The sequence below is a fragment of the Roseibium sp. RP-7 genome, from assembly GCF_053005225.1.
The window spans coordinates 1-23,352 of the sequence record NZ_JBRKQA010000005.1 but is presented as its reverse complement, the minus strand read 5'-3'; the positions used below and the strand labels follow the sequence as shown (position 1 = coordinate 23,352).

Below are 23,352 nucleotides of genomic sequence, written 5' to 3'. Positions count from 1 at the left end.
CTGTTTCTGGCAATTGCAAGTGAAAGAGAGTCCAAATTAAATTTTATCTTAGTTTGTAGGGGTGACAGTAATGACTAGCGTAAATTACGAGAATAAAGGTTCAATCTATTATATTGGAGCGTCCGAAAAGTTTCCGAAGGAACTGGAAGGAGTAATCGACCGGGAAATAGAAGATGGACGTTTTATCCGTATCACTCAGAAAATCGATCTTTATCGCTCGGAGCGCCGTGGGGAATTTTCAAAACGCCTTTTCCTGATTGACGAAGGCTTCAGCGCGGAGCGCAAGGAAGCTATTGCCTGCCTGCGGAAAAATTTCCCTGAAGCAAACCTCTGCATGCTGATCAATGATGATCTGTCGTTCCCCTCGATCATCAGCGATTATTTCCAGGAAGGCCTGATCAAGAGCGTGCTGCCGATGAACCTTCGGATCGATCTCTGGCTAGGCGCTATCCGTCTCATGCTCAACGGCGGCCATTATCTGCCGGCTGATGCCATCAAGTACATGGGGATGGAAAGGCCTTACGGCGCAGCCCCGGCCATGCATCAGCGCAGGCACCGCAGCCGTACCAGGAACCGCTTCGGCAAGCTGACGAAACGGGAAACCGAAGTTCTATGCCTCATCTCAGAGGGATATCAGAACAAGAACATCGCCGAAAAATTGTCCCTGTCGGAGCACACCATCAAGCTCCATATTCATCACATCATTTCAAAGCTCGGCGTTTCAAACAGAACGGAAGCAGCCGCGATCTACATTCAGACGGAACAACGACCACCCAACCTAGAGGCCTGAAGATGAGCGCGGCAGATGCGCCCACAATGGCGGACGAATTCCAGACGTTTCTCGCCCTCATGGGCCGGCTGAATTATACGTGGACCAACACGGAGAGCCTGCTGATCCACATGATCGCGGGCCTCGCCGGCGTCACCAAGGAAGTCGCGACGGTGATCTTCCTGACCCTCAACACGTCGCGTGCCCGAATTGATCTGGTCGAACGGCTGGCCAAGCTCGACGCGCAGAAACCGGACTTGAGGGAAGAGGTGCTGAGCCTAACGCGGGACATGCACAAGACATTGAAATTGAAAAACAAATATAATCACTGCATCTATTCGTTCGACAACGAGGGGCGCAATGCCTCAACCATCCTGATGCGCATCAGCGACCAGAAACACAAGATCGAATACGGCAAGTCCAGCCCGATCAATGCCCGGGAAATCACGCTCGTCAGGGAAACGATCCAGAAGACACAGACGCTGAACAAGTCGCTCTGGGAGTTCTTCAAGCAGCGCAGGTTTCCGGTGTGAGATCCTCCCGCGCTGCACGCAGCCTCGACAAAAAAGAGGCCGGATCGGTAAACCGAACCGGCCTTTCAGGGGAGGTAACAGGATGTTTGAGCAGGTTCGGATCGCTCTGATCCGGCTGACTGAACTCTGCCCTGGAGCGTGCCGCGTCTAACTGGAAAGATCTTGCATCGCTTCTTGCGTCGAAATCCCCGATTTCAGGCAGTGAAAAGCGTTTCCGACGAAACGCGACAAGTTCTAGCCGATCCTGGCGGCAATGCTTTTGGTCTTGCAGTAGCTCTTGAGACCTTCGAGACCTTTTTCGCGGCCGAAACCGGATTTCTTGTTGCCACCGAACGGCACCTCGATCCCACCGGCGAAATACTCGTTGATGTAGATCTGGCCGGCATCGATCTTGCGCGCGAGCTGATGGGCTTTTGCGAAATTCGACGTGTAGATGCCTGCGACCAGGCCGTACTGGCAATCGTTGGCAAGTGCCAGGGCATGATCGGCATCATCAGCCACCTGCACCGTCAGCACCGGCCCGAAGATTTCCTCCTGCGCCAACTCGTCACTCGCAGAAACGCTGTCGACGATTGTCGGCTCATAGAACCAGCCCTTGCCGGTTTTCGGGTCGGCGGCTATGGCGCCACCCGTCACGATATCAGCTCCCCGCGCCCTTGCGCGGTCGACAAAACCGGCAACCTTCGCAAGATGCTCCACCGAATTGACCGGCCCGACATCAGGGTTGCCGAGGCCATGCCCGAGCTTCAGGGCCTTGGTGCGTTTGACCAGTTCCGCAACGAAGTCCGCGTGAATGTTCTTCTCGATCACAAGACGAGATCCAGCGGAACAGATCTGGCCGGCATTCTCGTAGATCGCACCGAGAACACCGGATAGCGCCTGTTCCCGGTCACAATCGCCAAGCACCACCACGGGCGATTTGCCACCTAGCTCCAGCACCACGCGGGTGATCTCGTCGGCTGCCGCCTTCATCACCGCTTTGCCCGTCTGGACAGAACCGGTGAACGTGATGTGGTCGACATCCGGATGGGCTGTCAGTGGAGCACCGGTTTCGGCGCCGGTTCCGGTCACGACATTGCACACGCCTGCCGGCAATCCGGCATCATGCAGGATCTTCGCAAGCAGCAGTGCGGTGAACGGCGTTTGTTCGGCAGGCTTTGCCACAACCGTGCAGCCGGCTGCAAGCGCCGGCGCAAATCCGCGCGCAGCGGTGGAGATCGGAAAGTTCCACGGAATGATGTGGGCCGTGACCCCGACCGGCTCGTGAATGGCGTAACCGACATAATTCGGTCCAAGGGGAAAGCTGTCTCCCTGCAGCTTGTCGCAAGCGCCCGCGTAATACTCGAACGTACGAGCCGCACCGCGCACATCGCCTTGAGCTTCCTGCAGTGCCTTGCCGCTGTCCAGCGTTTCGGCAACGGCCAGAAGATCGAGATTTTCCAGGATAAGCCTGGACGCTTGCAGAAGGATCCGGGATCGCTCCACCGGCGCCATGTCTCGCCAGACGGACTCAAAAGCAACCTTTGACGACTTTACCGCCTGATCGACATCCTCGGCGGTGCCCGCCGTGAAGCGGGCGAAGGCTTCGCCCCGGCCCGGATCGAAACTTTCCATGGTGCGGTTATGGGACGGCTGCGTGAAGCTGCCGTCGATGAAATGGCCGAGGGGCAACGCCTTCAGCGTGCCCGTAGCCTGATATTCCGCGATGAGTTCGCTTGCTCCGGACATCGTTAGCCTTCCAGGGAACTGATCTTGTATGTGGATTTCGCCAGCCACTCCGGACTGATCTCGACACCCCACCCCGGCGCATCTGTCACCGTGGCGTGCCCGTCGACAATCTCGTATGGCGAAGCGGTGAAGAGGCCGTATTGCCAGGGATAATAGTCGGCTTCCTCGATGGAGAATTCGAGATATTTGCCCGCATTCGGGATCGCCCGCAGCAGATGCATGGTGAACAGCGTCACCAGCGACAGGTTGGCCGCATGCGGTGTGCAGGGAATGCCTGCCTCATGCGCCATTTGTGCCACCTTCATGGTGCGGACCATACCACCGAGATAACAGACGTCCGGCTGAATGATATCGACAACCCGTTCATCGATCATCCGCTGCCAGTCCACCAGAGAGCAATCCTGCTCCCCCCCTGTCACATCGATGTCGAGAGTATCTGTCACTTGCCTGGTCTGGTCATAGTGCCAGTAGGGGCAAGGCTCCTCGTAATGAGAAATGCCGTTGGCTTCCAGGAACCGGCCGATCTCGATGGCCTTGGCTGGCGAATAGCAGGAGTTGGCATCGACCAGCAGTGCGGTGTCGTCACCAAAGGCCTTGCGCATGGTCGGCACGATTTCTTCCGTCCGGCCCGGCCATTCGTCCTGGTCGCGGCCGCATTCGGCACCGATCCGGAACTTGAAGGCGTCGAAGCCGTAAAGGTCCTGCTGCTTCTTGAGGCGATCCGCTTCGTCTTTCGCCGTGATGTCACGCTTCATCGACGACCCGTAGGCCCGCACCTTGCCCGGCGTTCCGCCGAGCAGTTCGCACACCGGCTTACCTTCCAGCTTGCCGCGAAGGTCGAACAGGGCAGTGTCCAGTCCCCCCATCGCCCGGCGCAGATAGGAGCCGGGAAACTTGTGCTCCCGTTCCGGGATGATCTCCATCAGGTGTTCAATGTCGAAAGCGTCTTCGCCCAGCGCATAAGGTGCAACCTGACGGTGGACGACCTCCGCGGTGATATCCGCGTAGTAAGGCGCTACCTGCCCCCATCCGGTCGCACCGTTTTCGGCGGTTGCACGAACGAAACAGACAAACTCATTGGTAAATGTTTCTATTGATTGTATTTTCATTGTCTTATCCGGTCCTCGGACGGACGGTCCCGATGGATAGGGGTTGGCTCGTGAACCGACCCTTATCCAGAATTGGACTTGATAGAAGGTCCGTTTTGCGCAAACTCTCATACCAATTTGGGAGAATGCGATGAAACGGCATGCCGGCGCTGTGCTCTCGTCGATCAAGATCGACAAGACGGCCGAAAAGAAAATTTCGATCCAGCTCTACATGGCCCTGCGCGACCTGCTGCTGACGGGGGCATTGACCCCGGGTGACCGGATGCCGGCCACACGCACCCTGGCGCAGGAGATCGGCGTCTCCCGCACGACGGTAATCGATGCGACCGACCGCCTGATTTCCGAGGGTCTTCTGGAGGCAAGGGTAGGCGCTGGCACGTTCGTGAGTGAAGCGCTGAACGCCCGCCTTGCACCGAAGCCGTCACAGGAGGCCAGCGACATCACCCCCGTCGTGCCGCGCCTTTCCCACGCGACCCGGCATGCCATCCCGGACTTCACCTTGCGCTCGCGCCTGCCGCACAAATCGCAGGCCTTCGTCACAGCCCTGCCGGCACTCGACGCCTTCCCGATGGCGCAATGGGCAAAACTCTCCGCACGGCACTGGCGCAAGGACCGCGACCACATTGCCGGCTACGGCGAGCCCTTCGGCTACATGCCGCTGCGCCGGGCGATTGCCCGTCAGCTCAATGCCTCCCGCGGAATCAAGTGCGACCCCGAACAAATATTCATCACCAACGGCGCCCAGCGCGCATTTTCCCTGGTCGGCGGCATGCTGGTCAATCCGGGCGAGCCGATCTGGTTTGAAAATCCTGGCGCAATTGGTGCGCGCAACGCTTTTGTTGCCATTGGCGCAAGGCCAATTCCCGTCGCCGTTGACGCGGAAGGCCTTTGCATCGAGGACGGCCTTGCCAAGGCGCCCTACTTTCGGCTCGCCTTCGTAACGCCATCGCACCAGCAGCCACTCGGCCACGTCATGAGCCTTTCCCGCCGCCTGGCGCTTCTGAAAGCCGCCAATGAAGCCGACGCCATGATCGTGGAGGACGACTACGACGGCGAGTTCTATTTCGGCGACCAGCCACCACCAACACTCAAGAGCATCGACACCCACGGCCGGGTAATCTATGTCGGCACCTTCTCCAAGTCCCTGTTTCCAGCACTCAGGCTCGGCTTCGTTCTGGTGCCGGAAGGCTTGGTGGAAAGCTTCGAACGGGTCTGCCTGACCTGGCTTGCCGGTGTTCCGACCGTCACCCAGGCGATCGTTGCCGAATTCATGGATGAAGGCATGTTCGCAACCCACATCCGCACCATGCGCCAACTCTACAAGCACCGTCACGATACCTTGATGGCAGAAAGCGCCAGTCTTGCAGGAGACATCGACCTGCAGCCAACCAGCAGTGGCTTTCATGCTGTCGGCCTTTTGTCGAACCGATACGACGAAGACAGGATCGTCGCTGAAGCGGCCAAACACGGCATCACCACCGCCCCCCTGTCTCGCTACGCTCTCGGCCGGATACCGCAGCGCGGCATTGTCCTCGGCTTCGGCAGCTCCGCGCAGGATGACATCCGCAAAGGCATGAAGGTTCTCAAGAAAATCCTGCCTGTTTGCTGCACCAGCTAAGGTGCACCCTCGGTCAATTGGACTGCTAAATTATCTGCAATGGATATATTTGGCAGGCCAATTCCAACCTAGGCTTTTTTCCGGTTAGTACGCTGAGTGCATTCAGGAGGACGTCATGCATTTGAAAACAACACTAACCGGCCTGTTGGCCGCAACCATGCTTGCCGGTGCCGGCTCTGCCCAGGCAGAGACCCTGCGCCTGTTGACCTGGGGGTCTTACGCTCCCGACGAACTGGTCCAAAAATTTGAAGAAGAATATCCGGACATTGATGTTGAAGTCACCTTCTCCAACAACGAGGAAATGATTGCCAAGCTGCGCGCCACCGGTGGTGCCGGCTTCGACCTTGCCCAGCCAAGCCACGACCGCATCTACGCGGCCCAGCTGGAATATGACATCTACAAGCCGCTGGATCTCTCAAAGATCGACACCGGTGCGATGGAAGCCAAGCTGCTTGACGGCGTGAAGGCAAACACGACGATCGAGGGTGAAGTCTACGCGGTTCCCCACCAGTGGGGCACATCCGGCCTGATGGCCGACAAGACAAAGGCTCCGGACCTTTCGAGCTGGGCCGACCTGTGCGACCCGGCCTACAAGGGCAAGACCTCGATGCGCCTGAAGCGCACGATCCTGCTCGGCACGGCCTTCTCGATGGGCGAAGACCCGTTCGCGGCCTATGCGGATCTTGAGAAATACCAGGGCATCCTGGACAAGGTCGCCGACAAGCTGATCGAGTGCAAGGACAACATCAAGGCCTACTGGAAAGGCGGCGACGACCTTTCCGCGATGATGCTGTCAGGCGAAATCGTGGCATCCGAAACCTGGGATTCCACCGCCTACAAGCTCTACGACCAGAACCAGAACATTGTCTTCGTTCCGCCGAAGGAAGGCGCACTAGCCTGGATCGACACCTTCGCCCTGCCGCGCAAGGGCAAGGCGGATGATGCCGCCTACAAGTGGATCAACTTCGTGCTGCGGCCGGAAAACGTGACCATCATGTCCGGCAGCACCGGCGCGATTGCCGCGGTCAAGGGTGGTACCGACCTGCTGCCGGAAGACAAGAAGGCAGCCGTCAATGCGGCCTTCACCGCAGCCGACATCGACAATCTCAAGTTCTTTGCCAACATTCCTCCCGGCGTGGAAGACATGGAAGGCAAGACCCTCGAGAAGATCAAGGCTGCCACAGGCGGCTGATCAGGTTCGGGGCTGCCGGAACCATTCCGGCAGCCCTTTCCTTTTTGAAAAAATCAAAACACCGGAGAGAAGCAACCGGACACAACCCGGCGCTCCAAACCCCGATCCCTTCCAGTTGGCCCGCATTGATGAAACACACCTCACCCGCCTACGATCTTGAATGCCTCGACCTTGCCAAGAGTTTTGGAGGATTTCGCGCCGTCAAGGGTGTCTCCTTCGAGATCCCGAGCGGTTCGTTCTTCTCCATTCTCGGTCCGTCGGGCTGTGGCAAGACAACCCTGATGCGCATGATCGCGGGTTTCGAGGACCCGACCTCCGGCGACATCAAGATCAAGGGCAAGTCGGTACTCGGCGTGCCGCCCAACCGGCGCAACGTCAAGATGGTGTTCCAGCATCTGGCGCTGTTCCCGATGATGAACGTCTACGAGAACATCGCCTATGGCCTCAGGTGCGCGGGCGTGGGCAATGCCGACATCAAACGCAAGGTTCAGGACGTGCTGGAGCGGATCGCCCTGCCCGACGTTGGCGAGCGGGAAATCCACCAGTTGTCCGGCGGCCAGAAACAGCGCATCGCCATTGCTCGCTGCATGGTGCTCGATCCGGATGTACTCTTGCTCGATGAACCGCTCGGCGCGCTCGATCTGAAGCTGCGCGAAGCGATGAAGATCGAGTTGAAGCTTTTGCAGCACCAGTTCAACACGACCTTTATCTACATCACCCACGATCAGTCGGAAGCACTGGTGATGTCCGATAACGTCGCCATCATGAACCAGGGCATTTTCGAACAGATCGGCACGCCGCAGGATCTCTATCATCACCCCAAGACTGCCTTCGTCGCCGGCTTTGTCGGCGACAGCAACCGCTGGTCCGGCACGGTGAAATCCGCAGATGGCACGGGTGGCAAGGTGGAAACCGACCAGGGCCTTTCGATGAGTTTCAGTGCCGGCGCGGATCAGACCATTCGTGATGGCGACAAGGTGGAGATTTTCGTGCGGCCGGAATTCATCCGCACGGTGCGCGCATCCGAAGCGGACCAGGCCGTGACAGAAGGCGACAACCAGATGAGCGGTGTCATCGACAGCCTGCTCTTCAACGGTGCCAACAGCCGTGTGCTCGTACGGACCGGCAGCGGCGAGCTTATCGAGTCCGATGTGACGGTAACCGGCAACAACGACCTGAAACCCGGAGAAGACGTGCGCCTGATCTGGTCGTCTCGTCAGGCCATGTGTTTTGCCCGCGCGGAGAGCGCATGATGCAGAACAAGGACATCAAACGGCTGTCGCTGATCCTGCTGTTTTCGCCTTTCGCGCTCTGGATCCTGCTTCTGATCATTCTGCCGCACATCGGCATGGTGCTCCTCTCCTTCCGCGAGAAAGTGGCACCGCGCGTCTATGAGTACAGCTTCGCCAACTATCTGGATTTCATCAACGAACCGATCTACTGGAACACGCTTCTTCGAACCGGGTCCATGTCCCTGCTGGTCACTGCACTGGCGCTGCTGATCGGCTTTCCCATTGCCTACTACATCGCCAAGATCGCCGGCCCCAGGGCGCGCGGTGGCCTGTTCCTGCTCTGCCTGATCCCGCTCTGGGTCAGCGACCTGATCCGTTCCTTCGGCTGGATCCTGCTGTTGCGCGAAACCGGTGTGATTTCGAATTTCCTGCTCTGGACCGGACTGGTCGGCCAGCCTGTCGAGTTTCTCTACAACGACATCGCGGTCATCATCGGCCTCGTCTACACCGTGATCCTGTTCATGATCGTGCCACTGGTTTCGACGCTGGACGGCATGGACAATTCAATGATCGAGGCCGGGTACAATCTGGGCGGCAGCGGCTTCACCGTGCTGCGCCGGATCATCATTCCCTACGCGATGCCGGGCATCGTGGCCGGCTGTATCGTCACCTTCATGCTGACGGCAGGTTCCTACCTGACGCCGATCCTGCTCGGCGGCAAGAATTCGAGCTGGTTTACCGAACAGATCTATAATCAGTTCATCACCCGCTTCAACTGGGAGGGAGGCGCGGCCTTCGGCATGCTGCTCCTGATTTTTACTTCCGTCGTGATCTGGCTCGGCCTGAAACTCTCCGGCCAGACCCTCGCCAACACCGTGGCCAAGAGCTGAGGAGGACAGACGATGCTTGCGCAAAAGAACTCCTCTCCGTTCCTGATGGGCTACCGGCTCTATGTCGTTGCCTTCTTCATCTTCCTGGCAGCGCCGCTGATTTCAGCCGGAGCCTTCGCCTTCAACGACAGCCTGTTCCCGGCACTACCCTGGCAAGGTTTCACGCTGGACTGGTTCTTCAGCGACACCGAACCAAAACTCGGCATGTTCCATGACCGGCGTTTGCTGCAGGGGCTTTATTATTCCTTCGTCATCGCAATCTTCGTGGCGGCGCTCTCCGTCTTCGTCGGCACGACCAATGCGTTTCTGTTCGTGCGCGGCGAGTTTCCGGGCAAGAACTTCTTCTACATTCTGATGGTGGTGCCGCTGGTGATCCCGGGTGTCATCCTCGGCATCTCCATCCTGGTCCTGGCCAGCGACACCGCGAACTACATGGAAAACAGGTTCGATCTGGAGCTTGAGTTCCTGAGGCCAGGCCTTCTGCTTGTCGTGTTCGGGCAGTTTTCCTTCATCACCACCATCACCTCGCTGGTGATCACGGCCCGGCTGAAGAAATTCGACGCCACGATGGAAGAAGCCGCCTTCAACCTGGGGGCAAGCCGGGTCCGCGTGTTGCGCACCGTCACGCTGCCTTTCCTGCGACCGGCGATGATCGCGGCCGGCATCGTCGCCTTCCTGGTCTCGTTCGAGAACTTCAACACCACGCTATTTCTTGTCGGCTCGGAAGCACCACTGACGATCACCATGTATGATCGGATGGCAAAGGTCGGCTCGACGCCGGTCCTCAATGCCGTCTCCTTCGTGCTCATGGTCGGGTCCGGACTGCTTGCGCTGCTATCGATTGCCATCCAGCGCGACAAGACCTCTCAATAGGAGCATTCATGGCGGAGTTCGACTTTGTCATCGTCGGCGCGGGCTCGGCAGGCTCGGTGCTTGCCGACCGGTTGTCGGAAGACGGCAAATACACCGTCTGCCTTCTGGAGGCAGGCGGCTCGGATCTCAATTTCTGGATCTGGATGCCGATCGGCTACGGCAAGGCTTTCTATAACCGGAACATCAACTGGATGTACCACACCGAGGCGGACCCGGGGCTCAACGACCGCTCCGGCTACTGGCCGCGCGGCAAGGTGCTGGGCGGGTCCAGTTCGATCAATGCCATGGTCTATATCCGCGGTCAGCATGCGGATTTCGAGGACTGGAAGGCCCTCGGCAACACCGGCTGGGGCTGGCAGGACGTTCTGCCCTATTTCAAGCGCTCGGAAACCAATTGCAACGGTGCCGACGACTATCGCGGCGGGGATGGCCCCCTTTATGTCTCCTCCATGGACAAGGACGTCCACCCGCTGTGTCAAAACTTCCTGGCAGCCAGCGAGGAAGCCGGCTTCAGCCGTAACCCGGATTTCAATGGCAGAAGCCAGGAAGGTGTCGGCCTCTACCAGATAACCGCAAAAAACGGGTTCCGCATGTCGACGGCCCGCGCCTATCTTTCACGCGCGAAAAAACGTCAGAATGTCTCCATCCTGACCAACGCACACACGACCCGGCTGATCCTTGAGAACGGACGGGCGACCGGTGTCGTCTACAGCCGAGGCGGCACCGAGCAGACCGTGAAGGCCCGCCGGGAAGTGATCCTCAGTGCAGGTGCCGTCAACTCGCCGCAAATCCTCATGTTGTCCGGCATTGGTGATGGCGCGGAACTGCAGGCCAAGGGCATTTCCTCCACCTTGCACAGCCCTGCTGTCGGCAAGAACCTTCAGGACCATCTCGGTCTTGACTATCTCTACCGGTCCAAAGTGCCGACGCTGAACCAGCAGCTTTATCCCTGGTGGGGCAAGCTCGCCCAGGGCATCCGCTATGTCCTGACCCGCAGTGGTCCACTGTCGCTCAGTGTCAATCAGGCTGGTGGCTTTGTCAGAAGCAATCCGGATTGTGAACGGCCGAACATCCAGCTGTATTTCTCGCCAGTCAGCTACACCAAGGCGCCGAAGGGGAAACGTCCGCTGATGAACCCGGACCCGTTCCCCGGCTTCCTCCTCGGCTTCCAGCCGACGCGGCCTACCAGCCGCGGCCATATCTGCCTGCGCTCCTCCGATCCGTTCGACATGCCGGAGATCCACCCGAACTCGCTCAGCACCAACCGCGATCTCACGGAGATGATCGAAGGCAGCAAGCTGATGCGCAAGATCGCCGAAAGCCCTGCCATGCAATCGGTTATCGACGAGGAGATCACACCCGGCACGGGTGTCCAGACCGACGAGGACATGCTGGCGGATGTCCGCAGCCGCTGTTCCACAGTCTTCCACCCTGTCAGCACCTGCCGCATGGGACCGGACGCGAACGAAAACGTCGTCGACACGCGCCTACGGGTTTACGGGGTCGAAGGGCTTCGGGTTGTCGATGCCTCTATTTTCCCGACGGTCACGTCCGGCAACACCAACGCACCTGCGATCATGGTCGGCGAAAAAGGCGCGGACCTTATCCTGGAAGACACACGAGCGGCGTAAGGCACGTAATGACTCAGGCTCTTTTTGCGGACAACTACAAGACGACACCATACTGGCAGGATATCGCGCCCAAACTCGTACTGCCGGATACAGGTTTGCCCCCAGAGGTCGATGTGCTGGTGGTTGGCGGTGGGTACACCGGCCTGAACGCCGCACTGCAGACCGCCCGTGAAGGCCTCGGCACACTGGTTCTCGATGTGGAAGACCCGGGTTGGGGCTGCAGCATGCGCAATGGCGGCCAGCTTTCGACCAGCCTCAAGCCGTCCTTTTCCAACCTGGCGGGCCGCTATGGCAGGGAGCTCGCCACCCAGCTTTGCCTGGAAGGCCAGGCGTCCCTCGACTACATGCACTCACTTTCAAGGGAAGATGGACTGGAGATGGGCTTACGGGAAACCGGCCGCTTCCACGGCGCCCACAAGCCCCATCTTTACGAGAGCCTTGCCAGAGACTGTGCCGCCGGACACCCCGTGTGGAAGACCGATGCCTTCATGGTGCCGAAAAGCGACATGGCACGGGAGCTTGGGACCGATGCCTATCATGGCGGTATCGTCAATCCGCATCATTGCAGCATCGATGTCAGCAAGTACCATCCTTCACTTTTGAACAAGGTGCTGGCGGAAGGCGCGATGGTGCGCGGCAAGTGCCGGGTGGTGTCGCTTGAACGCGAGACGTCAGGTTTCAAGGTCCTGACAAGCGACGGCTCCCTCAAGGCAGGCAAGGTCATTCTGGCGACCAATGGTTACTCCGGCCCCCTGTCGCCCTGGCTTCAGCGGAGGCTGATCCCGATCGGCTCCTACGTGATCGCTACGGAAGAAATCCCGAGTGAAACGATCGACCGGCTGTTTCCGACGGACCGGGTCCTCTCCGACACCAGAAAACTGGTCTATTACTACCGGCTGTCCCCCGACCGGAAGCGCGTGTTGTTTGGCGGCCGGGTCTCCTTGAGCGAAACGGACCCGCGCAACAGCGCGCTCAAGCTCCACCGCGATATGACGGCCCTCTTTCCGGAACTTGGCTCCGTTCAGATCAGCCATGCCTGGATGGGGTTTGTCGGCTACACCTTCGACACACTCGCCCATGCTGGCGAAGACAACGGCCTGTTTCACGCAGGCGGCTATTGCGGGTCCGGGGTGGGTATGGCGAGTTATCTCGGCATGCGTATGGGCCAGAAAGCTGCCGGCCGAGAAAAATCACTCTCCGCGTTCGAGAAGATCCCCTTCCCGACCCGGCCGCTGTACCAGGGCAATCCGTGGTTCCTGGCACCATCGGTGCTGGTCTACCGGCTGCGGGACAGGTTCGGCATCTGATTGGGGTCAGCCTCGCGGTGGATAGCCTTCTTGCGCTGCACCTCTTGCCAGCATTTCATACCGAAGACTGGGCGGGCGCCGGCACATCGGCAAGCAGGCGCACCAGCCAGTCGACAAAAACGCGAACCTTGTTCGAAAGGTGCCGGTTGGGTGGGTAGACGATATAAAGCGGAATGGTGTCGGCAGACCATTCCGTCAACAGCGGCACGAGGTCCCCGCGCTTCAGCTCTTCCCGCACCATGAAGTCAGGCAGCTGCGCGATACCGTGACCGGCAACAGCCGCCGCCACATAGCTGCGGGCATCGTTGACCGAGCAATGATAGCGTCCGTCGACCAGAATTTCCTCACCGTCCTTGCGGAAGGTGAACGGGTGTGTGCGTCCGGTGGCGGCAACGAAATAGTTGACGCAATAGTGGTTCGCCTTCACGTCTGCCGGGGTTTCCGGTGTACCTGCCCGCTCCAGGTAGGACGCTGCCGCGCAAGTGGTCAGGCCGACCTCCGCCACCCGCCGTGCAATCAGCGACTGATCAGCCGGTGCACCACCACGCAAGGCACAATCAACATTCTCTGCCAGGTAGTCGACTGTCCTGTCGCCGATCCCGAGGTCGATACGGATATCCGGGTATTTTTCGTAAAAACCGCCAAGCTCCGGTATCACGAACCAGTCAGCAAAGGCCCCTGACATTTCCACGCGCAGCCGCCCACCCGGATTGCTCTGGGCCTGGGACAGGCTGGCATCAAGTTCGTCGACCTCCGAAACGATCTGAACGGCCCGCTCATAATAAAGCGCGCCGTCCGTCGTCACGATGACGCGCCGCGTTGTCCGGTTGAGCAATTTGGTCTGCAGATGTTTCTCGAGATTCTGGATCAGGTTGGTAACCGTCGCCTTCGGCATCTGAAGGGAATCGGAGGCTCGGGTGAAATTTCCTGTTTCAACCACCCTCACAAAGGCGCGCATGGCGGAGAGTTGATCCATTTCTGGGCGTCCTGATCAAAAAATAGGCTTATTATTCGAAAATTCGAATAGTGAAACCAATAATACACCCCTTATTCCAGAGTTGGAACAACAATACCTATCGGACATGCAAGAGAGCTGGTGTACCCAGTTCTCCCTCAACCAACAGACACGAAACGGCGCTGAAAATGACGGTGCAGATCAAGGATATGACACTCGACAAGGTGGCCATCGGCCCCGTGGCGGCACGTGTCTACCAGGGTGCCGAATACAGCAAGTCGCCGCCAGTCCTGATCTATTTTCACGGCGGCGCTTTTCAAGGCACCGTCCCGCAGGAAAGCGAGTTTGCGCATCTCATTGCCGAAACCGGCGCCATTGTCGTGATGCCGGATTACAATGTACCGCTTGGCAGCGTTTTTCCGAAGCCGCTGGAAACGGGGTTTTCGATCTTCTCCTATCTGGCGAAAAAGCGCGCCGGCCTTGGGAATCGGAAATCCCTGCTTCTTGTCGGCGGCGTCGAAGCTGGCGGCAACATCGCCGCAGCGGTCGCGCTGAAGGCGCGGGATCATTTCGCCGATGAACTTGACGGACAGATCCTTCTGTCACCCCTGCTTGATCCTTTCATGGGCTCTGCGTCGTTTCAGAAGGCCGGCGAGTTCGGCATGAAGGACATCTGGGCCGACGGCTGGAGCCACTATCTCAGCACCGGCATGTGCCACCCCTATGCAGCCCCATGCATGTGCTCACGCCTGACCGGCGTTGCCCCCGCGCTTGTTCTGTCTTCTCAGGACGATCCGCTCAAGGACGAAACACTCGGCTTTGCGACCTGCCTGAAAAATGCAGGCGTTGAAGTTCACCAGCATGTTCTCCCCGCCGGGACAGGCTGGCCATCACTCTACGGCGGAAAGACGGACGAGACCCCATCCTGGCAAGAAACCGTAAGCACGCAGTTTTCCGGTTTCGTGCAGTCCGTCAGCGTCCACTGATTTGATATCCAAACCCTTCTGAAGATTGTGTTTTCAGCAGGGTTTCCAAGGAGAGACCAATGACATCAAGAAGCAAGCGCTGGGCCCTGACGGGCGCCAGTCTGGCAGTTGCTGTCTCTGTTTCAGCCGCTGTCCTCATCATGAACCTTCCGGCAAGCAGCCCTGCAACGGCCGCGGGCGGCACAGTCGCCATCCCGGCGGTGCCGGTGACCGTTGCCGAGGTCAAATCCCGCGAAATAACCGTGTGGGAAGATTTCTCCGGCAGGCTCGAAGCCGTTGACCGGGTGCAGATCCGCTCCCGTGTGGCCGGCTCCATTCAATCCGTCGATTTCCGTGAAGGCGCATTGGTGGAAGCAGGTGACCTGCTCTTCACCATTGACCCGGCTCCCTACGAGGCCGCCGTCGCTCAGAGGGAAGGTCAGGTTGAACTTGCGCAAACGCAGCTCAACCTCGCCAAGCTGGAACTGGATCGTGGCAACAAGCTGATCGAAAACCGGACCATCTCCCAAAGCGTCCTCGACCAGCGCCGCAACACCTACGCCGAAGCACAGGCCAACCTCAGAACCGTCAAGGCAGCTCTCAGGTCGGCCAAGCTGGAACTTGGCTACACCAAGGTGCTGGCACCCGTGTCGGGTCGTGTCGGCAAGATCGAGATCACCGTCGGCAATCTCGTTGCCGCGGGCTCCGCATCGCCGGCATTGACAACCCTTGTCTCTGTCGATCCGATCTATGCAAGCTTCAACGCAAGTGAAGACCTGGTCTCGCGGGTTCTGGCCGAGTTGCCGCAGACAGATGCAGCGGTACCGCCACTGGACATGATCCCCGTCGAAATCGAAACCTCGTCAACCGCCGGACACCCGGTGAAGGGCAAGCTGCAGCTGGTCGATAACCAGGTTGACGCCGTCAGCGGCACAATTGGTGTCAGGGCAGTCTTCGACAATCCGGGCGGCAGGCTGATCCCGGGCCAGTTCGTGCGCATCCGCATGGGTGAACCAAGGCCGGAACAGAAGGTCCTGATCAGCGAACGCGCCATCGGCACCGACCAGGACAAGAAATATGTCTATGTCGTCGGTGACGACAACAAGGTGGCCTACAGGCCGATCGACCTTGGCAGGACCGCGGAAGGTGCACGTATCGTCGACAGCGGCCTCGAACCGGGTGAACGGATCGTCGTCAACGGCCTGCAGCGGATCCGCTCTGGTGCACTCGTCGATCCTCAGCTCGAAAACGACGTTGCCGCTGCAAACTGAGTGAACAGGTGGAGTGCAAGGCGCTCCACCTCCCCTCTTCAACAATTCAAGTCATGATTGCCGGTGGCGCCGCCACCGGCCGGGGACGTGTTGTCCCGATTTCCGACCGGAAAGGGCCTGGATATGAATATCTCGAGATTCTTCGTCGACCGCCCGGTCTTTGCCGGTGTGCTGTCTGTCCTCATCCTCATCGCCGGCCTGATCGGTCTGCGGGCGCTGCCGATCTCAGAATACCCCGAGGTGGTACCGCCATCGATCGTCGTGCGCGCCGCCTATCCGGGGGCGAACCCGAAGGTCATTGCCGAGACGGTGGCAACGCCGCTGGAAGAACAGATCAACGGTGTCGAGGGCATGCTCTACATGTCCAGCCAGGCGACCTCTGACGGCGTCATGACACTCACGGTCACGTTCGAGCTCGGCACTGATCCCGATCAGGCTCAGCAGCTTGTCCAGAACCGCGTTTCGCAAGCCGAACCCCGTCTTCCGGCGGAAGTACGAAGCCTTGGCATTACCACGGTGAAAAGTTCTCCCGATCTGATGATGGTCGTGAACCTGACTTCGCCGGACAATCGCTACGACATCACCTACCTGCGCAACTATGCCGTCCTCAACATCAAGGACCGGCTGGCCCGCCTGCAGGGTGTCGGCCAAGTGCAGGTGTTCGGCTCCGGCGATTACTCCATGCGTGTGTGGGTCGACCCTCAAAAGGCGGCCGGCCATAACCTGGCAGCCAGCGACATCACCAACGCCATTCGTCAACAGAACGTGCAGGCCGCGGCCGGCATTATCGGCGCTTCGCCAAACCTGAAGGGTGTCGACGTTCAGCTCAGCGTCAATGCGCAAGGTCGTCTTCAGACACCGGAAGAGTTCGGCAACATCATTGTCCGTACCGGTGAAAACGGTGAGGTCACCCGATTGCGCGACGTTGCCCGGATCGAGCTTGGTGCAGCCGATTATTCGCTGCGCTCCCTGCTCGACGGCAAACCGGCCGTCGCCATTCCTGTGTTCCAGGCACCTGGCTCCAACGCAATTGCGATCTCCGACGCAGTGGTCGAGACCATGAACGACCTTCAGGTCGCCATGCCTGACGGCGTCAAATACGAAATCGTCTACGACACCACAAAGTTTGTTCGGTCCTCCATCGAGAAGGTTGTCGACACGCTGCTGGAAGCTGTTGTGCTTGTGGTCCTCGTCGTGATCCTGTTCCTGCAGACATGGCGCGCATCGATCATTCCGCTGATCGCCGTGCCCGTGTCGATCATCGGCACCTTCGGCGTCATGTATGTCTTTGGCTTTTCCATCAACGCTCTCAGCCTCTTCGGGCTGGTTCTCGCCATCGGCATCGTGGTCGATGACGCGATCGTGGTCGTTGAAAACGTTGAACGAAACATCGAAAACGGGCTGAACCCGCGCCAGGCAACCTACAAGGCCATGAAGGAAGTCTCCGGACCGATCATCGCCATTGCACTGGTGCTTGTGGCGGTGTTTGTCCCGCTGGCCTTCATCACCGGCCTTTCGGGTCAGTTCTATCGCCAGTTCGCACTGACGATCGCAATCTCGACTGTCATCTCGGCCATCAACTCGCTCACTCTGTCCCCGGCCCTGGCCGCCCTTCTCCTGAAGGATCACCATGCGCCCAAGGACTGGCTGACACGTTCGATGGACTTCCTGTTCGGCTGGTTCTTCAAGGGCTTCAACCGGGCCTTCGGCGCCGGTTCCAACGCCTATGGCAAGAGCGTCGGCGGCCTGTTGTCCCGCAAGACCATCGTCATGGTGGTCTACATGGCACTTGCAGGGGCGACCTACAGTCTCTTCACAACAGTCCCCGGCGGCTTCGTGCCGGCACAGGACAAACAGTATCTGATCGGCTTTGCCCAGCTCCCCGACGCTGCCACGCTGGACCGGACCGAAGACGTCATCCGCCGGATGAGCGAGATCGCCATGGAGCAGGAAGGTGTCGAACACGCCATCGCCTTCCCGGGCCTGTCGATCAACGGCTTCACCAACTCTTCCAACGCGGGCATCGTCTTTGCCACCCTGACGGATTTCGAGGAACGCAAATCTCCGGAATTGTCCGGCGACGCCATTGCGATGCAGCTGAACCAGAAGTTCGGCACGATCCAGGACGCGTTTATTGCCATGTTCTCGCCGCCGCCTGTTCAGGGCCTTGGCACCACTGGCGGATTCAAACTGCAGATCGAGGACCGGGCAGGTCTCGGCTACCAGGCACTCGACGCGGCCAACAAGGCCTTCCTGGCCAAAGCCTATCAGACGCCGGAACTGGCTGGGCTGTTCTCCAGTTTCCAGATCAATGTGCCCCAGCTTTATGCGGATCTTGATCGCACCAAGGCGGAACAGCTCGGCGTATCGGTAACGGACGTATTCGAGACGCTGCAGATCTACCTGGGTTCACTATATGTCAACGACTTCAATGCCTTCGGTCGCACTTACAGTGTCCGGGTGCAGGCGGACGCCCAGTACCGGGCGCATGCCGACGATATCGGCAAGTTGAAGGTTCGCTCTGCCACCGGCCAGATGATCCCGCTCTCCGCCCTGTTGAAGGTGGAGGCCACCACCGGGCCGGAACGGGCAACCCGCTACAACGGTTTCCTTGCGGCTGACATCAATGGTGGCCCGGCTCCCGGGTTTTCCTCCGGCCAGGCCCAGGCAGCGGTCGAGCGGATTGCGGAAGAAACCCTGCCCAAAGGCATTGCCTTTGAGTGGACGGACCTGACCTACCAGCAGATCCTTGCCGGCAGCTCCGGGTTCCTGGTCTTCCCTCTGGCCCTGCTTCTGGTCTACCTGGTGCTTGCCGCCCAGTATGAAAGCCTGATGCTTCCGGTGGCGATCGTGATGATCGTACCGATGGGTGTCCTTGCGGCCCTGACGGGCGTCTGGCTGACACATGGCGACAACAACATCTTCACCCAGATCGGGTTAGTGGTGCTTGTCGGGCTTTCTGCGAAAAACGCGATCCTGATCGTGGAATTCGCAAGGGAACTGGAATTTGAAGGCCGAACGCCGGTTGAAGCGGCAGTCGAAGCCAGCCGGTTACGTCTGCGCCCGATCCTGATGACCTCGATGGCCTTCATCATGGGTGTGGTTCCGCTCGTGCTTTCCACCGGCGCCGGTGCGGAAATGCGAGCCGCGATGGGCATCGCGGTTTTCTCCGGCATGATCGGCGTGACCTTCTTCGGGATCTTCATGACGCCGGTGTTCTACGTGCTGGTCCGCAAGCTCTCGGGCAATCGCCCGCTTGCACAACACGAGGAACCAGCAGAGCAGCCGCAAGCGCAGAACACGACCGCTTGAACCTGGACCAAATGACAAGAAAAACGCCCTGGAAGCATTCGTTTCCAGGGCGTTTTGTACTTGGGTAGCCCTTCACTGGCGTGAGGAATGCAATCAGCTGGCGTCGGAGTCGGCCGCACGCACTCTCCATGCGATCAAGGTAAGATCTGAAGGCCTCCCCCGATACCCCCCGTCACGCAAGGTCGCCGCACTCGGAACACCCCTCACATCCCTGAGATGCAATGCCGGCAACGACACCCAAATTGCGGGTTCCCGCAAATGGATTGCGTGAATTGACCTGTCATATTTGGTTTCTGGCCGCGTAACGTGACGTGCCTGGCGTTGGCTAGCCAACTTGTGGCGATGTATGTGGGAGGAAAACATGCAATCGAATAATTATCACCAAGACAGGAAAACGCTGCGCGGCGGTGTGCGATTTCAGCACCTTGCAGCACGCATGAAACAAACTGTGACTAGAGAGGGATGTTTTGCGCGTCTGTCGTCACTGAAGACCGGAATTCTAACAAGCTTGTTTGCCCTGTCGGTCTTTTCAGCACCGACCGCCGCAACGGCCGCCGACTACAACTGGACCTTCCAGACCTCGGAAACGGCTGGTGAACCCGGATTCATCAACAAGCAGAAGTGGGCTGAAAACGTCGAGAAAATGTCCGGCGGGCGGATCGAGATCGAGATTTTGCCGATTGGTGCCGTTGTCCCGCATACCGATACGCTTGACGCCGTTGGCTCCGGCATTCTTCAGGGGCATCTGACCGATCCGAGCTATTTCGCCGGCAAGGATCCCGCTTTCGCGATGATGGGCAACCTGGTCGGTGCCTGGAGCGATCCGTTCGAATTGATCGGGTTCATGCAATCCGGTGGCGGTCACGAGCTTTACGCCGAATTGGTCGAGCCCTATGGCGTCCATTTCATCGGAGCGGCGGCAACTGAGCCGGAAGCTTTCGTCTCCAGTGTTCCGATCCGCTCCGTGGAAGACCTGAAGGGCGTCAAGATGCGTGCACCGGAAGGCATGGTCTACGAGATCTTCTCCAAGGCAGGTGCCTCTCCGGTAGCACTTCCCGGTTCAGAGGTCTTCACGGCTCTCGACAAGGGCGTTGTCCAGGCGGCCGATTACACGGTTTTTGCAACCAACCAGTCGCAGGGCATGAACGACGTTGCCCACTATCCGCTGTATCCGGGCTTTCATTCCCTGCCGCTGATCGACATTTCGATGACCAAATCGATCTGGGATGAACTTCCGGACGACCTGAAGGCCGTCCTGAACGCCTCCGTTGACCAGTTCATTTTCGATCACGTTTATTCCGTACGCAAGCTCGATGCGGCCGCAGTAGAGGAAGCCAAGGCAAACCCGGAGATCGAAATTGTCAACTGGTCCGGCGACGAGCGAGCGAAGTTCCGCAGGATCGCGCAGCAGGAATGGGAAAACTGGGCCGGCAAGAACGACCTCACCCAACGCTACTACGATGCGGTGGTCGCTTATCTGAAGGGCCGGAACCAGCTCTGATCTGACCAACGTTCCGTTGACGCAGCCGCACCCGGACCGAAAGGTCCGGGTGCGGCCTGACCTTGTTTCTATCTGTCCATAACGGGTGAAACGAGATGCCGGTGCGTGGCCGTCAGCCAAGACTGATTGGCCATCCCCTATTTCCACAACAGCTTGCCAACTGCGCGACGGGAGAAGAATCCATGCCGGACAATCCGGATGTGAGTGACCTGGAGGACAATGGCCAGGCGAACCTGCGAACCGGCCTCGACCGGTTCATTGCCGGGTCCGCGAAGCTCTTTGCCTGGGCTATCTTTCTGGCGTTTGCCATCAGCGTATATGAGGTTATCGCCCGTTACGTTTTTGATAGCCCGACGTATTGGGCTCACGAGAGCACGACCTTCCTCATAGCAGCCATCTTCCTGATCGGCGGCCCCGTAGCGCTCGCTCGCGACAAGCATATTCGCGTGCGCATGATTTATGACTCGGTTTCGCCCCGGGTGCGTCGATGGCTGGATATCGTCAATTCCTTGATCGCGATGATCTTCTTTGCAGGACTGGGATACGCGGGCGCGACAATGGCCTGGAAGGCTACCCACCGACCCAACGGCGATATTCATCTGGAGGGCACGGGTACGGCGTGGAACCCACCGACACCGGCACTGCTGAAAATCATTATTCTGATCTGCGTTTGCCTGATGTTCGTTCAGACCCTGATGCACCTGATCAAGGCGATCCGCGGCGATGACGCTGCCTACAGCGAACGCGGAGGCCAATGACATGGGCCTCAACGATCTGGGTATTGAATACGGTACAATTCTGCTCGTTGGCAGCATCTTCGTGTTGTTGCTTACAGGTCAGCCTCTCGCCTGGGTGACGGGGCTCGTAGCCCTGGTTTTCACGTTCGGCTGGTTCGGAGGAAATGCGTTACCGCTGGTTACGGCTCGCATCTTCGGCTTCATTACGGAATATTCCCTCGTCGCCATTCCGATGTTCATCCTGATGGCGGCGCTCCTCGACAGATCAGGCATCGCAAAGGACCTCTTCAACGGAATGAGGGTTCTTGCCGGACGGTTGCCAGGTGGTGTCGCTGTTCAAACGCTGATCGTCGCCACCCTGATGGCCGCCATGTCCGGCGTCATCGGTGGTGAGATTGTTCTACTGGGAATTCTGGCCTTGCCCCAGATGCTGCGGCTTGGATATGACCGTGACCTTTCGATAGGCGTCGTTTGCGCCGGTGGTTCGCTTGGGACCATGATGCCGCCCTCGATCGTTCTGATCATTTATGGGCTGGTGGCAAGTGTTTCCATTGCCGACCTCTTCGTTGCGGCAGTCACACCTGCCCTGATGCTGCTCGGCTGCTATATCGCTTATGTTCTAGTACGCTGTTTCCGAAACCCGGACCTCGGGCCACCAATTTCCGCGGAAGAACGCGCCGAAGAAACAATAGGAAGTGCGATCCGGTCCCTGATCGCCCCTGTGTTCATCGTGGTAGCGGTTCTGGGTTCCATATATGGAGGCATCGCCTCTATCACCGAAGCAGCTGCACTTGGGGTTTCGTCAGTGCTCATCATCGCACTGCTTCGCAGGGAACTTAACGCCCGTATGCTTCAGGACAGTCTGGTCCACACGCTGGAAACCTGCGGCATGATCATCTGGATCGGGATCGCCGCAGCCGTGCTCGTCGGTGTCTACAACCTGATGGGGGGCAACCGCTTCGTCTCCGCGGTCATGCTTGGTCTCGACGCGTCGCCGGTGGCCGTCATTCTGATCATGATGCTGATCCTGCTAGTGCTGGGCATGTTCCTGGATTGGATTGGGATCGCCCTTCTGACCTTGCCCATCTTCGTGCCGATTGTCGTTCAGCTAGGATATGATCCGATCTGGTTCGGCATCCTGTTTGCCGTCAACATGCAGGTCTCCTACCTGACACCACCGTTTGGACCGGCGGCCTTCTATTTGAAAAGCGTGGCACCACCGGACATTACGCTCGGCAACATCTACGGAGCTCTGCTTCCGTTTATCGTGCTGCAGCTCTTTGTTCTCGCAATCTTGCTGTTCTTCCCTGGCATCGCGACCTGGATGCTGTAACTCAAAGGCGTGTCGTGTTCTTTCAATTGGATGCGGCACGCCATTACACCTGAAGGCTTCTTTGCCTTTTCAGCAGGCTTGCTGATCCGCGTGACGGGCGACATCATCGCCCTTTCGCCTCCATTGATTGTAGAAGAAGGCATGATTGACAAGATGGTGGAAACGCTGGGACAGGTTCTCTCCGAAACGGCCTAGGTTTCCGGTCTTCCGCCCTGCCCCCGCCGTGATCCAACAAAAAAGGCCGCCCTTTTGGGCGGCCTTTTTTTTATTTGGTTGCGGGAGCAGGATTTGAACCTGCGACCTTCAGGTTATGAGCCTGACGAGCTACCGGGCTGCTCCATCCCGCGTTGTTTTTTTGTTTGTCCTTGGCGCGCTGCGCGTTTGGTCCAAGTGGGT

The 23,352-nt window shown here is 58.8% G+C and carries 19 protein-coding genes and 1 tRNA gene; 16 read left to right on the top strand and 4 right to left on the bottom strand.

What is annotated here, in order from left to right:
• Positions 1-70 precede the first annotated feature (70 nt).
• Together ACVDG9_RS28225 and ACVDG9_RS28220 are read left to right on the top strand one after the other, a co-directional pair.
• On the top strand, positions 71-790 hold the full coding sequence (locus ACVDG9_RS28225) for a helix-turn-helix transcriptional regulator (RefSeq protein ID WP_023000101.1): 720 nt from the start codon (positions 71-73) through the stop codon (positions 788-790).
• A 2-nt stretch (positions 791-792) separates the two neighbouring features.
• A complete protein-coding gene (locus ACVDG9_RS28220) occupies positions 793-1,302 on the top strand; it encodes a hypothetical protein (RefSeq protein WP_286189704.1) in 510 nt (169 codons plus the stop codon).
• 234 nt (positions 1,303-1,536) lie between these two features.
• On the opposite strand, the gene ACVDG9_RS28215 is transcribed toward ACVDG9_RS28220, so the two are convergent.
• Both ACVDG9_RS28215 and ACVDG9_RS28210 read right to left on the bottom strand, forming a co-directional pair.
• Positions 1,537-3,030, bottom strand: a complete 1,494-nt coding sequence (locus tag ACVDG9_RS28215) for an aldehyde dehydrogenase family protein (RefSeq protein ID WP_447239621.1) — start codon at positions 3,028-3,030, stop codon at positions 1,537-1,539.
• A 2-nt stretch (positions 3,031-3,032) separates the two neighbouring features.
• Positions 3,033-4,139 (bottom strand): mandelate racemase/muconate lactonizing enzyme family protein, encoded by a 1,107-nt coding sequence (locus ACVDG9_RS28210; protein ID WP_447239620.1) that lies wholly within the window; start codon positions 4,137-4,139, stop codon positions 3,033-3,035.
• A 130-nt stretch (positions 4,140-4,269) separates the two neighbouring features.
• On the opposite strand from ACVDG9_RS28210, the gene pdxR reads away from it, so the two are divergent.
• The 7 genes from pdxR (at position 4,270) to ACVDG9_RS28175 (ending at position 12,882) form a co-directional block, all read left to right on the top strand.
• Positions 4,270-5,757 carry a MocR-like pyridoxine biosynthesis transcription factor PdxR gene (gene pdxR, locus ACVDG9_RS28205; protein WP_447239619.1) on the top strand — a complete coding sequence of 496 codons (1,488 nt, stop codon included), beginning with the start codon at positions 4,270-4,272 and terminating at the stop codon, positions 5,755-5,757.
• Positions 5,758-5,872: 115 nt separating this feature from the next.
• Positions 5,873-6,949: an extracellular solute-binding protein gene (locus ACVDG9_RS28200; protein ID WP_023000096.1), complete on the top strand. Its 1,077-nt coding sequence runs from the start codon at positions 5,873-5,875 to the stop codon at positions 6,947-6,949.
• A 128-nt stretch (positions 6,950-7,077) separates the two neighbouring features.
• Complete coding sequence (locus tag ACVDG9_RS28195) at positions 7,078-8,202, top strand: ABC transporter ATP-binding protein (RefSeq protein WP_447239618.1); 1,125 nt, start codon at positions 7,078-7,080, stop codon at positions 8,200-8,202.
• A complete protein-coding gene (locus ACVDG9_RS28190; protein WP_023000093.1) occupies positions 8,199-9,071 on the top strand; it encodes an ABC transporter permease in 873 nt (290 codons plus the stop codon). Before ACVDG9_RS28195 ends, ACVDG9_RS28190 begins: the two co-directional genes overlap by 4 nt.
• Positions 9,072-9,083: 12 nt before the next feature.
• The gene (locus tag ACVDG9_RS28185; RefSeq protein ID WP_055661526.1) at positions 9,084-9,944 is read left to right on the top strand and encodes an ABC transporter permease; all 861 of its coding nucleotides are present in this window, start codon (positions 9,084-9,086) and stop codon (positions 9,942-9,944) included.
• A gap of 8 nt (positions 9,945-9,952) precedes the next feature.
• A complete protein-coding gene (locus ACVDG9_RS28180; protein WP_447239616.1) occupies positions 9,953-11,575 on the top strand; it encodes a GMC family oxidoreductase in 1,623 nt (540 codons plus the stop codon).
• Between the two features lie 8 nt (positions 11,576-11,583).
• Positions 11,584-12,882: an NAD(P)/FAD-dependent oxidoreductase gene (locus ACVDG9_RS28175; RefSeq protein WP_447239615.1), complete on the top strand. Its 1,299-nt coding sequence runs from the start codon at positions 11,584-11,586 to the stop codon at positions 12,880-12,882.
• A 55-nt stretch (positions 12,883-12,937) separates the two neighbouring features.
• Here the strand turns inward: ACVDG9_RS28175 and ACVDG9_RS28170 are convergent, their stop codons facing one another.
• Positions 12,938-13,858 carry a LysR family transcriptional regulator gene (locus ACVDG9_RS28170; RefSeq protein ID WP_023000089.1) on the bottom strand — a complete coding sequence of 307 codons (921 nt, stop codon included), beginning with the start codon at positions 13,856-13,858 and terminating at the stop codon, positions 12,938-12,940.
• Between the two features lie 167 nt (positions 13,859-14,025).
• Here ACVDG9_RS28170 and ACVDG9_RS28165 point away from each other — a divergent pair, with 167 nt between their 5' ends.
• The 7 genes from ACVDG9_RS28165 to ACVDG9_RS28135 all read left to right on the top strand — a co-directional run bounded on the left by ACVDG9_RS28165 (position 14,026) and on the right by ACVDG9_RS28135 (position 23,151).
• Positions 14,026-14,823, top strand: coding sequence for an alpha/beta hydrolase fold domain-containing protein (locus ACVDG9_RS28165; RefSeq protein WP_023000088.1), 798 nt, complete (start codon positions 14,026-14,028; stop codon positions 14,821-14,823).
• A gap of 59 nt (positions 14,824-14,882) precedes the next feature.
• Positions 14,883-16,073: an efflux RND transporter periplasmic adaptor subunit gene (locus ACVDG9_RS28160; RefSeq protein ID WP_023000087.1), complete on the top strand. Its 1,191-nt coding sequence runs from the start codon at positions 14,883-14,885 to the stop codon at positions 16,071-16,073.
• 123 nt (positions 16,074-16,196) lie between these two features.
• Positions 16,197-19,385: an efflux RND transporter permease subunit gene (locus tag ACVDG9_RS28155; RefSeq protein ID WP_447239614.1), complete on the top strand. Its 3,189-nt coding sequence runs from the start codon at positions 16,197-16,199 to the stop codon at positions 19,383-19,385.
• Between the two features lie 436 nt (positions 19,386-19,821).
• Positions 19,822-20,886, top strand: coding sequence for a TRAP transporter substrate-binding protein (locus tag ACVDG9_RS28150; RefSeq protein ID WP_051990202.1), 1,065 nt, complete (start codon positions 19,822-19,824; stop codon positions 20,884-20,886).
• A 182-nt stretch (positions 20,887-21,068) separates the two neighbouring features.
• Positions 21,069-21,644: a TRAP transporter small permease subunit gene (locus ACVDG9_RS28145; protein WP_031268996.1), complete on the top strand. Its 576-nt coding sequence runs from the start codon at positions 21,069-21,071 to the stop codon at positions 21,642-21,644.
• Positions 21,610-22,956, top strand: coding sequence for a TRAP transporter large permease (locus ACVDG9_RS28140; RefSeq protein ID WP_208984788.1), 1,347 nt, complete (start codon positions 21,610-21,612; stop codon positions 22,954-22,956). Before ACVDG9_RS28145 ends, ACVDG9_RS28140 begins: the two co-directional genes overlap by 35 nt.
• Positions 22,957-22,986: 30 nt before the next feature.
• Positions 22,987-23,151, top strand: coding sequence for a hypothetical protein (locus ACVDG9_RS28135; RefSeq protein WP_447239655.1), 165 nt, complete (start codon positions 22,987-22,989; stop codon positions 23,149-23,151).
• A 75-nt stretch (positions 23,152-23,226) separates the two neighbouring features.
• On the opposite strand, the gene ACVDG9_RS28130 is transcribed toward ACVDG9_RS28135, so the two are convergent.
• Positions 23,227-23,303: transfer RNA gene (locus ACVDG9_RS28130), tRNA-Met, on the bottom strand.
• Positions 23,304-23,352 lie beyond the last annotated feature (49 nt).

Excerpts from the sequence above, each read along its gene's own strand:
- ACVDG9_RS28140 (WP_208984788.1), top strand. The coding sequence starts at position 21,610 with ATGACGCTGCCTACAGCGAACGCGGAGGCCAATGACATGGGCCTCAAC.
- ACVDG9_RS28160 (WP_023000087.1), top strand. The coding sequence starts at position 14,883 with ATGACATCAAGAAGCAAGCGCTGGGCCCTGACGGGCGCCAGTCTGGCA.
- ACVDG9_RS28225 (WP_023000101.1), top strand. The coding sequence starts at position 71 with ATGACTAGCGTAAATTACGAGAATAAAGGTTCAATCTATTATATTGGA.
- ACVDG9_RS28165 (WP_023000088.1), top strand. The coding sequence starts at position 14,026 with ATGACGGTGCAGATCAAGGATATGACACTCGACAAGGTGGCCATCGGC.
- ACVDG9_RS28215 (WP_447239621.1), bottom strand. The coding sequence starts at position 3,030 with ATGTCCGGAGCAAGCGAACTCATCGCGGAATATCAGGCTACGGGCACG.
- pdxR (WP_447239619.1), top strand. The coding sequence starts at position 4,270 with ATGAAACGGCATGCCGGCGCTGTGCTCTCGTCGATCAAGATCGACAAG.
- ACVDG9_RS28195 (WP_447239618.1), top strand. The coding sequence starts at position 7,078 with ATGAAACACACCTCACCCGCCTACGATCTTGAATGCCTCGACCTTGCC.
- ACVDG9_RS28200 (WP_023000096.1), top strand. The coding sequence starts at position 5,873 with ATGCATTTGAAAACAACACTAACCGGCCTGTTGGCCGCAACCATGCTT.
- ACVDG9_RS28150 (WP_051990202.1), top strand. The coding sequence starts at position 19,822 with ATGAAACAAACTGTGACTAGAGAGGGATGTTTTGCGCGTCTGTCGTCA.
- ACVDG9_RS28190 (WP_023000093.1), top strand. The coding sequence starts at position 8,199 with ATGATGCAGAACAAGGACATCAAACGGCTGTCGCTGATCCTGCTGTTT.
- ACVDG9_RS28145 (WP_031268996.1), top strand. The coding sequence starts at position 21,069 with ATGCCGGACAATCCGGATGTGAGTGACCTGGAGGACAATGGCCAGGCG.
- ACVDG9_RS28220 (WP_286189704.1), top strand. The coding sequence starts at position 793 with ATGAGCGCGGCAGATGCGCCCACAATGGCGGACGAATTCCAGACGTTT.
- ACVDG9_RS28175 (WP_447239615.1), top strand. The coding sequence starts at position 11,584 with ATGACTCAGGCTCTTTTTGCGGACAACTACAAGACGACACCATACTGG.
- ACVDG9_RS28155 (WP_447239614.1), top strand. The coding sequence starts at position 16,197 with ATGAATATCTCGAGATTCTTCGTCGACCGCCCGGTCTTTGCCGGTGTG.
- ACVDG9_RS28180 (WP_447239616.1), top strand. The coding sequence starts at position 9,953 with ATGGCGGAGTTCGACTTTGTCATCGTCGGCGCGGGCTCGGCAGGCTCG.
- ACVDG9_RS28185 (WP_055661526.1), top strand. The coding sequence starts at position 9,084 with ATGCTTGCGCAAAAGAACTCCTCTCCGTTCCTGATGGGCTACCGGCTC.
- ACVDG9_RS28135 (WP_447239655.1), top strand. The coding sequence starts at position 22,987 with ATGCGGCACGCCATTACACCTGAAGGCTTCTTTGCCTTTTCAGCAGGC.
- ACVDG9_RS28170 (WP_023000089.1), bottom strand. The coding sequence starts at position 13,858 with ATGGATCAACTCTCCGCCATGCGCGCCTTTGTGAGGGTGGTTGAAACA.
- ACVDG9_RS28210 (WP_447239620.1), bottom strand. The coding sequence starts at position 4,139 with ATGAAAATACAATCAATAGAAACATTTACCAATGAGTTTGTCTGTTTC.